This window comes from Acidovorax delafieldii 2AN (assembly GCF_000175235.1).
Classification (GTDB): Bacteria; Pseudomonadota; Gammaproteobacteria; order Burkholderiales; family Burkholderiaceae_C; genus Acidovorax; species Acidovorax delafieldii_B.
This window is the reverse complement of record NZ_ACQT01000140.1, coordinates 1-9,455: the sequence shown is the minus strand read 5'-3', so window position 1 is coordinate 9,455 and position 9,455 is coordinate 1. Positions and strand designations below refer to the sequence as shown.

10 protein-coding genes are annotated in these 9,455 nt (G+C 54.5%); 4 read left to right on the top strand and 6 right to left on the bottom strand.

The annotated features are described in order from the left end of the window. Positions 1 to 508, top strand: a 508-nt coding sequence (locus ACDELDRAFT_RS15235) for a hypothetical protein (protein WP_005798376.1), incomplete at its 5' end; no start/stop codon positions are given. 107 nt (positions 509 to 615) lie between these two features. Further along, positions 616 to 984, top strand: coding sequence for a hypothetical protein (locus ACDELDRAFT_RS15230; RefSeq protein WP_232504787.1), 369 nt, complete (start codon positions 616 to 618; stop codon positions 982 to 984). Here ACDELDRAFT_RS15230 and ACDELDRAFT_RS23690 read toward each other — a convergent pair. Next, on the bottom strand, positions 981 to 1,355 hold the full coding sequence (locus tag ACDELDRAFT_RS23690; protein WP_005798373.1) for a helix-turn-helix domain-containing protein: 375 nt from the start codon (positions 1,353 to 1,355) through the stop codon (positions 981 to 983). The two genes, ACDELDRAFT_RS15230 and ACDELDRAFT_RS23690, sit on opposite strands and share 4 nt — an antisense overlap. Before the next feature lie 89 nt (positions 1,356 to 1,444). Here ACDELDRAFT_RS23690 and ACDELDRAFT_RS15220 point away from each other — a divergent pair, with 89 nt between their 5' ends. Further along, positions 1,445 to 2,500: a dienelactone hydrolase family protein gene (locus ACDELDRAFT_RS15220; RefSeq protein WP_005798372.1), complete on the top strand. Its 1,056-nt coding sequence runs from the start codon at positions 1,445 to 1,447 to the stop codon at positions 2,498 to 2,500. A gap of 11 nt (positions 2,501 to 2,511) precedes the next feature. Next, complete coding sequence (locus ACDELDRAFT_RS15215; protein WP_040329430.1) at positions 2,512 to 3,513, top strand: dienelactone hydrolase family protein; 1,002 nt, start codon at positions 2,512 to 2,514, stop codon at positions 3,511 to 3,513. 509 nt (positions 3,514 to 4,022) lie between these two features. Here the strand turns inward: ACDELDRAFT_RS15215 and ACDELDRAFT_RS15210 are convergent. The 5 genes from ACDELDRAFT_RS15210 to ACDELDRAFT_RS25770 form a co-directional block, all read right to left on the bottom strand. After that, a complete protein-coding gene (locus tag ACDELDRAFT_RS15210; RefSeq protein WP_157764941.1) occupies positions 4,023 to 5,339 on the bottom strand; it encodes a phage/plasmid replication protein, II/X family in 1,317 nt (438 codons plus the stop codon). Positions 5,340 to 5,494: 155 nt separating this feature from the next. After that, the gene (locus ACDELDRAFT_RS15205) at positions 5,495 to 7,255 is read right to left on the bottom strand and encodes a DUF927 domain-containing protein (protein ID WP_005798366.1); all 1,761 of its coding nucleotides are present in this window, start codon (positions 7,253 to 7,255) and stop codon (positions 5,495 to 5,497) included. Positions 7,256 to 7,341: 86 nt separating this feature from the next. Next, entirely contained in the window at positions 7,342 to 7,755 is a 414-nt protein-coding gene (locus ACDELDRAFT_RS25390) for a hypothetical protein (RefSeq protein ID WP_005798365.1), read from the bottom strand. Between the two features lie 315 nt (positions 7,756 to 8,070). Continuing rightward, positions 8,071 to 9,150, bottom strand: coding sequence for a transcriptional regulator domain-containing protein (locus tag ACDELDRAFT_RS15195; protein ID WP_005798363.1), 1,080 nt, complete (start codon positions 9,148 to 9,150; stop codon positions 8,071 to 8,073). Between the two features lie 114 nt (positions 9,151 to 9,264). Further along, positions 9,265 to 9,455 (bottom strand): hypothetical protein (locus tag ACDELDRAFT_RS25770; RefSeq protein WP_232504786.1); only part of this gene is annotated, 191 nt, incomplete at its 5' end.

Here is a 9,455-nt window from a genome sequence, read left to right as displayed (position 1 = left end):
CGCGCTGGTCTGGCAGGCGTTTCAGCACACATATTTTGCTGGCGTTCACCCCGAAGAGTGGGTGGAGTTGATGGATGGTCTGAACCTGCCGCTTGCATTGACAGCTAAGTACGGCGTGCAGGACAACGCCGACGGTCATGCTCTTGAATGGCTAATGAAAGGCGGCGATCTGGTGGCACTGGCATTTGCTTCGGTCAAACACTCCAGAACCAAGCATTGGGCACTGGCTGTCGGAGTGGAAGGCAACGCGGTTGACAAGGTGCAAACGCCGGACACCATTATTTTGCTTGATCCATCTGCTGGAGAACCGTCTTTCAGTCCCGCGAACGCGCGGCTTCGCTTGCCAACGATCGGCCCCGGCAGTCGGCGAGTTCCACCGAGTCTGCTCAAGCCTTCGGGAGACGGCAAGCGCAAGCCGACGCACTGGCTGTACGAGGCTGCGGAGTGGAGTGCCGAAGAAGTTCGCTTGCTGGCCGCCATACGGTTGCAATTGAAGGCGGCAGCGTGAAGCGCACTTTGATGCGGCGCCAAGTCCTCAAGATCGTCGGTGGCATGGCGTTGTCACCCTGGCCACGGCCTACGGCATCCCCCCAAGCCGACGGGGTTCAGCAGACAGTGGCAGCGCTGCTGGCGGCGACGGAAGAAGGTTCCATATTGCAGATCGAGCTGGAAGATTTGCGCGGCACGCTGAATCTCTGCGGTCGCTCACCCGCGAGCTTTACCGTGACGGACCATGACGCGGACAAGGTTCTTGATGCCTGCCGTGACGCATTTACATGGATGCAGAAGCACAAGGTGGCAGTCGCTGTGGTGGTGTGCAGCGGGTACGGCAAGAACTTTCGACTGAGCCATTGCGCCGAGGTCTTCGAGGCGGCCCGGCGCGCCATGGACGAATCAGCGTGTTTGGTGTTCGGCGCGGTATTCGACCCCATGCTGGTGGACGCCATGAGCGTGACGTGGCTGGCTGGCGGACCAGATGGTTAGCGCAGCGGTGAGCGGCGATTGCCCTGTGGTCGATCAGCACCTGTCTTTGCCAACGAGGCCTCATTGATCCGTCGCTTTACCGAGGTGCGGCGAAGATTCTTTGGCAGTTGCGCCTCGAAGCCAGCCATTAATTCGGTCATGGTCATGCCGAGTGCCTTCGCCAGCGAATCCAGCACCAGCAGAGTAGGTGCCGAGAGACCCCTCTCCAAAAGCGACACATAAGTCCGATCCATGGATGCATCGAAGGCGAGTTCGGCTTGCGATTTATCGCTGTCCTTGCGAATGGTTTTCAGGTATTCACCAAACGCCACGGCCAGCGGATGACGGTCGGCTGCGACCTTCTTCGTGGCGGTGGTTGGGGTGGATTCCATTGAGGCAAAAATGCCTCAATGACGACTTAAATACGACAGAGTTAATTCTTCATTGTGAGAGACTTTCAAATTCAGAAAAGAGGATGGAGATGGCAAAGAAATTGAATAAAGCTGCGCGCAGCTACATCAACCTTGTGTGCGCTGGATTGAGTGCCTTCTTCGCAAATACAGTGGCGGCGGCACCGCTTTCCGACCTGACCGGCGGTCAAACCGGCCGCATCGAGTTCACCTCTTCCACGCCCGACCACCGATGGGCTTTGATCCGAGGTCGCTTGGGCCCTGAAGTAACGGTTTACGGTGATCTGTTGATGCCACCCCAAGCAAGCAACGGCAAAGTGCCCGCCGTGGTGTTTTCGCATGGCAGCGAGGGCGTGAGCAGCCTGTACTTCGATGTGTGGGCCAAAGCGCTGAACAACGCGGGGTATGCCGTGTTTGTGGTGGACAGCTTCAAGCCACGTGGCGAGGACCGCGTGACCGGCCCCACCAAGCAGTTGACTTGGAACACCATGGCAAACCTCACGGACGCTATGTATGCGCTGAAGTTGCTGGCGACCCATCCCCAAATTGACAACAGCCGTATCTTTCACATGGGGTGGTCGCGAGGTGGTCAAGTAGCAATGGACGCAGCGTGGCCAACCTACCAGCAGCATGTGCTTCCCGCAAATGTGAAGTGGGCTGGTGGCGTGGCGGTCTATCCCGGCTGCAATATGCGCTACCGAGTGGACCACCACGGCAAGCTACCCGCGCCAATCTTCTTGGTGCTGGGTGAGAAGGATGACATGACCTTGCTGAAGCCTTGTATGGAGTTGGCGGAGGCGTACGCCGCAGCAGGCAATCCAGTGAGCTACAAGGTCTATCCAGGTGCAACGCACGTCTTTGACCGGCTCAACCAGCCCTGGAAGAAATACAACGAAGGCAACTTCAATCTCTGCTCCATGGATGTGCGAATGCCCTATGGCGCCAACGACCGCAGTTGGGGACCGGCACATGACAAGTATTCGGGTAAGACCTTTACGGACAACGCTGAATGGAATGCCTACGTACCAAAGTGCAGACAGACGTCCTGGGTCACTGTGGAAAGTAACGAAAAAGCGCGAGAGCAAGCTGTCAAAGATGTTCTGGCTTTTCTGAAAAGTGTCCAATGAAAAAAGCTCGTATGACCGAACGATTTCAAAGTGCTATTTGTCGATTCGCCACCCTGGTTGCCCTCGGCGTGACCTCGATGAGCAGCTATGCAAACGACGATGTGATCCCTGTGGAGAAGTTTCAGCCTGCTATTACTGTTCAGTTCGCGCCAGAAAGACCAAACGGTTGGGAGTTGGAGCGGCCCATGGCGGCTTATGGCATGAATCTGTTCACCGCCAATGTGCCTTCCTACGATGGAAAAGGAAAGCTGATTTCCAGTTGGACGCCACAGCACGGAAAAGTCTTTGACCGCCCCACCGTCATCCTCGTTCACGGTGGACATGGCGTATCCCCTGCCAACATAGACATGGCCGTTTGGCTGCGCAAAGAACTCAAGGCCAACATCCTGATCTTGGATTCCTATTGGTCTCGTGGAAGATCGGAGAACTGGCTCGCGTGGACGGAGTACGGTGCCAACATGCGCGTGCTCGATCTGATCGCAGCAGCGCGTTTTACGCGAAGCCAAGGCGCTGATCCGAAGAAGACCTTCGTGATCGGTGGCAGCCAAGGCGGCTGGACAGTGCTACGGGCCTTCAGCAATCACAACCTCAGCGGTGAAGTGAAGTCCTTGCTGGTCGGCGGAGCATCGCTTTACCCCAACTGCTACGTCAAGGAATCGATCTTTGGCCGCTCCCCTAGCGGCACCACCGACAAGCAATTTGCACCACCACTTGGCAACTACGTCGCGCCTGTGATTGCGTTTACCGGCACCAATGACTCAGCAACGCCTTTGTCACAGTGCAATGTCGAGAAGGTGTTCAAAGGCGTTGAGAAGTGGATCAACTTTGAAGGTGCGACTCACTCGTGGGATTCGCCGAGTGGAGGTATCGGTCGGCCGGGAGTCGATGGCAGTTGCTCCAATGCACTCAACAAGTACAACCAGTTCCCGGTTTGCCGCAATAACAAGTACACCGAGATCATGCGCAGCGACATTCTTGCTTTTATCGAGCGGCACCTGCCAACCGCGCAATAGCTATTGCCACCGTAGTTCCACCGATGACAAGGAGTGTAATGCCCACATGCCGAAGTGCAAGCAGACCTCCTGGGTCACAGCGGAAAGCAATGACAAGGCCCGCGAGCAGGCCGTGAAAGATGTTCTGTCATTTCTGAAGGGCATTCAATGAGTACATGCCACCACGTATTTCCAGCGGCTGTGCTTGTGCGAGATTGACACCACACGCAGCGCTCGATTTCTCAGGGGCATATGGTCTGATCACCTACGTTCAACACAAAACTTCTGAGCCACATTGCGTCGGTTTCAGTTGCTGTTTCAGCAATCACGCATGCAGTCGAAACCATCAGTATTGTTGACCGCAAACACGAAAGCACGGTTTGCAGTGACGGTGATGATCCAGCGTCGATTTTGGTGTCGTAGACGACACCAGATGCCGCCAGAATGGCCGTTTTGAACGACGTTCAGTGGTGGCATGTCAGTTCATGGTGCCACCACTGAAAGAGTGCCGAATCGTGTCTAAATCAATCTCATATTGTGGCTTTCGCGTGACGATTGAAATGCTTAGCTGCCACCATTTTTTGGCGGCTTCTAGTGTCGTCTGTGACCGCACCTTGGCAAAGCGAATCCCACTTGTGGGCATAGCTTTTGAAGTCGGTACCCTGGAGCAAAACCTCACGAATGGTTTGCATTGCACAACGCTGAAGTTTGACGCTGGGCTCTCCGCGAATCTCGATCCCAGTTTTTGCCAAGATGGTTTTACGCGTAGCTGCAAATGTGGTGGGACTGTTGGTGAATGCCGTCAGGTTTCCGCCAAGCCACAAGAGCAATTTCATTTGTTGAACGCTTGTGAGGTCGTTGAGGTGCTCAATATGGGGTACCACGCCGCCTGCGGTGGAAAGACGATTGAGCCAGACTTGCATCCGCTGGCGAGCTTCTTCAATGTTCCACGCCATCGGGTCGTTCAGTCCAAGGCGCTTGAGTTCAGGTGCGCGCAACACGAGTTCCATACGCGCACAGTTTTGCACTTTGGCGAGCAGATAGTCACGGCCGTAGACGTTGGCGGGTAGGCCCCGGCCGCGCTTCTTGATCTCCAAGTCTTTGCGATAGATTCTGAACGTCCAACGGTTGCTATGCTGGCCTGCGTAGACGGTTTCAATACCGTATGCGCTGAAGTCCTTGGCTTTGGCGTGCATCAGACTACGGACTGCTGCCATGACGGCGGCTGCGCGCTCGGGCGTTCCGCAATCACAGTGCAGAGCATAGTCAACGCGAGTCATCTCGAACTTCCCGCAATTGATTTTGCGGCGCTCTACTTCCGTGGGCTCGATTCTCATCTGCTCAAGGACAGCAAATATCAGTTTTTTGCAGGGTTCAAGAAGCTCTTCCAAGCCAACAATATTCTGGCCAGTCAAGAACTTGGGAAGGGACGCTTCGATCATCAGCTTGGTACCCTTTTCACGGCTGAAGACACGGGCCTTGATCGTGGCAGAGAACGGGGAGTGGACTTCAAACAGGTAGTTGCCGTTCCAGGTGATATTGGGGTTGTTCTGCGCAATCTTCCGCAGGGATTTGTGGTCCACATCAATGAGCACCGCAACGGTGTCAATCAGACATGAAAAGAATGGTTTCCAAGCCAACGCCGGTTGGAGCGCCGTGGTTGCCAGCGGAAAGCGCATGGTCGGCTTCACCGCCGTGGCTGGTTGCTGTGGCATGACCCGTTTGGGCGTGGTGAGCTTATGCGCACTGCCAATAGCCACTGATGCGCGTTTTGCTGGCGATGTTGCGCTGAAAGGCCAGCGAGGGTTAATGGACTGATGCTTGCGAGGATATGCTGAAGATTTCATCATCGTTTCCAAAATTGAATGTATTCGTGGTTTGTTGCGTATTACGGTAGCCAGCAAAAAGGTGGTCTGTTGCCGCTGATCCGGCACTACTAACGCACCCTGGCGCTGGCTTGTTCGTCTGGCTCAAAAATGGACGTGACAACGTGACAGCAGGTCTACGTTGCCTCTGCGACGGATTCGTAGCAAATCGACGCTTTGATCGCGTAAAAGCGCTTGCGCATACCCTTCGCTTGTCCACTCTGGGGCAAACGAAACTGACGCTGAAAACCTTCCGAATCTGCAATCAAATACCCAGCATCAAACAACTTCTGGGTGGCCATTTGCGTGCCGAATTGAGCTCCCACAAGCTCTTCAAAAACGCCCGGCAAAAACAAGAACAAGCGATCTTCACCATCACCTTTGGTGTACCCGTAAATCCCGCCCTGCTCAGTGCGACCAAACATTGACAGCGAGGGAAAGCGATTGGCGTTACGGTCGATCAAGTTACGTACCGCCTGGATCACTTTTTCACCAATAGGTGTCGTGCCATGTTTCTGGCGTGCCACATGCTCTTTCAATACCAGCTTCGCTGCGTCGATGATTTCGGAGCGTGTAACTTGAAGCAGTTTCATCTTGAGAGCCGCGTGACCAGCACAAACCCAGACAGCTAGACCGCGAACCATGCGAGTAGTAACACGATCCGTAATCTCAAGTTCGGAGCACAATTCCGCCTCAACCTCTTGCAACTTCGCCGGGAGACGAACCGCGATCTTTTCGTGATTGCGGGACAAGCCGGAAACCCAACCATCCCAGAGGGGGCCGTAATATGCCTCGCACGCCGTTTTCAGCTGATCAGAGAATTGCTTAGGAGTAAGCCCCTCTGGAATCTTGTGGAAGATTCCGTTCTTCCCAGAAACGACCACTTCCAGCAGCCGTGCAGAGATGCCTTCAGTGAGTGTGGCTCTCGAAGTGGCGACGATCTCCGCCAGAGTTTTCTCTGACGCGGCAATAAGTCCGCAGGTCAACGGTGGCGCTTCATGCACCTTTTGATCAGAAGCACTGGTTTTGCGGCTAGCACTATTACCAACAAGGAAAATCAGCTTCACCAAACCGTCCAAGTTCTCCGCAAGGTGAAGTTCGTCAAGAAAAGCCGGACAGTCTTGGTTTTGTTCCAAACGAGCGCGAATGCCGTTAGCTGTGCCAGCGCAGTTTTCGATCTCCCGCGCTTGTTCGCGCGCAGACTGAGCAATTTGCTGTACCGTAGTTTTTCCCTGGCTACTTTGGCCAACAATCATCAAGATCAGGCGGGGCAAATTGAAGGCACGGTGCATCGCTGACGCAAGGGCTGCAAGCACCACAATCAACAGGATTGGATTGCCTTTGAGGTACTTTCCAATGTGGTCATTCCACGTTTGCACGTCACACGACGGTTGCATCAACTTCTGCTCGCTGCTGGGCACGCATGCGATCTTGATCGAAGGTTTCGTACCCAAGGAGTGAATCACCCCGCGATGCACGTAGAAGCGGTACTCAATGCCCTGATCTTTGACCTGACCAAAACCATCGCGGTCAACCAAATGAATGGCTGATCCGATGTTTTGCAGGAAAGCGGCGCCAAGTTCGCGCAAACGCTTTGTGGAAAGGTAGTCATGCATGCCGGCCTGCACTGCCAAGCGAGCGATTTCGTCGTTGCGGCCCTGTGCGATTTGCATGAGATCAAGGCGGCTGTAAAACTGGCGGCCCTTGGCATCGAGTGCCTCCACGACGACTGAGCCGAGCTCATTGCCATTCGCATCAACGGCTTGGTAGACATGTTTGACACTCGGAGGAAGTTCGCAGGCAGCAATGTGCGAGGTGCTGGGTCTGCTGGGAGTACGCGAGACAGGCGGCTTTGTAGCCCGAGAAGCTTGGACGTTTTTTACGGTGGTGTTTTTCATATTTAGGATTGCACTTGGCAGGTGCAAGAAAGCGATTTGTGTTGTTGGCTGATTTCCGCGCTCAATGAGTCTTTACAGTGCTCTGCTTAGCCGCGTGCTTGACGTTCCTTGATGCCCTGCTGATCGACCCAGTCCAAAAACTCTTTCTCGTTGATGAGGACGCGACGACCAACGCGGCGAATTGCCGCAGCCAAACCATTGCCGGGGATGATGTTCTGGGTACCTTTGCGAACTGCGGCAACACGGTCCTTGGAAGCAAAGATCAGTGCGCGCAACGAGTTCTCGCTCCAGGCCGGGTGCTTGACGGCCATCTGGGCGACCGTGAGCCAAGTGATCGCGGGAGGGATTTCCGCGAAAGCCGTGGTGCTAGCCGTGGCTGGCTCGGCACGGCCGCCGAGCTGATTGGTTTTCTGAAGGAACGAGAAAAATGCGGAACTGCCTGCCGTACGGCAGCGACTGGAAAGATGGACTGCGGGCGAAATCGCCGGGAAATTCTTCATACCGTACTCCTTGAAAAGTTATTGATCAGCACTTGCTGACACCCAAACTTTTCCAGCTTTCGAGCACGGAAACAGTGACGCAAACTGGGGTACGTTTTGCGTCACACGAACGATTTCAGCCGCGAGAAGTGAGCGGTGAATCGAGTTGCTCTATAGGGTCGTGCGCGAACTATTGCGCACAGCACCTTGAGTTCGTGATGCAGCAGGTCACGCTGCCACCAGGCTGAGCAATTCAGGAATCGTGCACTCGTGTTTGCCCGTGACAACGTGACGACGCGCGCCAACCGGGTCTATGGAGAACGAAAGCGCGGGTATCTACAAGAAGGCCAGTGCCTTGTAGTCCCGATCCCGCAATCTGAGGGCTCTGAGCATCTTTTGGCGCACTGATTCCGTGATTTTCTCTTTGTCGTGCAGTGGGTTCGCTGGGTCGAAAATCACACTCACCGGCACTGGCTCGGTGTTTTTGCCTCTGCGCCGTCTCACCTTTTTCTCTATCACGGGCTTCAGTTCCAAGGTGAGGCTAGTCAGCGTAGCGCCCTCTTTCAATCGATCAAGGATCAAAAGGTACTCTTGATAGATACCGTGTCTGTCAGCTTGACCTGGATACGAACTCAGTATCTTGGCGTTGCGAAGCAACTTTTGATGCTTTTTAAGTTCTTCTTTCGCGCGTGCGATCTGAAATTTCAAAGGTAAGTTCAGATCAAATCTCACATCGACCTCGGAAGTACCCAAGACAGGTAATTCGTAGTCGTGCCCCCAGACTGTGGCACTACGGATGAACATGTTCCCATCGGCCCCCTTCACCATCGGCCCCTTCGTTTCAACACGCTTTGAACTGGCATTGAAGCGGCGGCCAGACCGAGGCCTGGGACGAAATTCATCAAGGTCCACTCCATCCAACAGAGGAAGCCAAGGCGCACTCGCAAGCCCCCATTCGATGAATGGATGGTGAGCCCAAATGCCAGCGGCGGTCTCGGCATCTAGCTCCGTGTTTTTGACTGGGTCAATCCAACTGCGCAGGCAGTAGGTTTCCAACCAGAAGCGCTGGGAAACGATGAGTTCTAGCTGCTCGTCCGTTTCCATGATCTCGGCAGCTTTTGCGCGATACTCTTCAACCGTCTCGCCTGGATCATCCAAATCTTCAAGGTATTTATCATCGAAAAAACGGAGGTCTAGCGTGCAGATAACAGACTCATCGAGCAGGTCCTCGCCGACGGATAGACCCTTGCGCCGTGCAACCAAACAACTTAGTTGATGGAACTGCTCTTGCGTCAGCGATGAGATCAACTCGTAGGCGGCGACGTACTCCTGATTGCGGCGAAGGAATTGCCAAGCCCATTGCTGGGCTGTCCGGCTATGCCCGGACTCAGATGGTGTTGTATGTTGTTGGGACATTAGACTGCTCCGATAGCGCACCAGTCTAGAAGATCAGACGAGGCCGACCAATGTCTTTGCCTTGCTTCAAGTAACACGCTGCGGCAAGTTAACTCCTCACCTGTCGCGTCACAGCTATGTCACAGTTGCTGCCAAATTTCGGCATAAATCCCGGTTGTTGCGGGCTGTTAAAATCACACCGTCTAGAGTGAAGACAGCCATTGGCAACAATTGGAAGCAGTTAGTGCTGGAGTTCGTAATGAGAAGGTCGGGTGTTCGATTCATCTCTCCGGCACCAAATGAAAAGCCCTGATTCGCAAGAGTCA

Bases quoted from the DNA above. Each gene is read 5' to 3' on its own strand.
- ACDELDRAFT_RS23690 (WP_005798373.1), bottom strand. From the start codon at position 1,355: ATGGAATCCACCCCAACCACCGCCACGAAGAAGGTCGCAGCCGACCGT.
- ACDELDRAFT_RS15220 (WP_005798372.1), top strand. From the start codon at position 1,445: ATGGCAAAGAAATTGAATAAAGCTGCGCGCAGCTACATCAACCTTGTG.
- ACDELDRAFT_RS15215 (WP_040329430.1), top strand. From the start codon at position 2,512: ATGACCGAACGATTTCAAAGTGCTATTTGTCGATTCGCCACCCTGGTT.
- ACDELDRAFT_RS15210 (WP_157764941.1), bottom strand. From the start codon at position 5,339: ATGAAATCTTCAGCATATCCTCGCAAGCATCAGTCCATTAACCCTCGC.
- ACDELDRAFT_RS15205 (WP_005798366.1), bottom strand. From the start codon at position 7,255: ATGAAAAACACCACCGTAAAAAACGTCCAAGCTTCTCGGGCTACAAAG.
- ACDELDRAFT_RS25390 (WP_005798365.1), bottom strand. From the start codon at position 7,755: ATGAAGAATTTCCCGGCGATTTCGCCCGCAGTCCATCTTTCCAGTCGC.
- ACDELDRAFT_RS15195 (WP_005798363.1), bottom strand. From the start codon at position 9,150: ATGTCCCAACAACATACAACACCATCTGAGTCCGGGCATAGCCGGACA.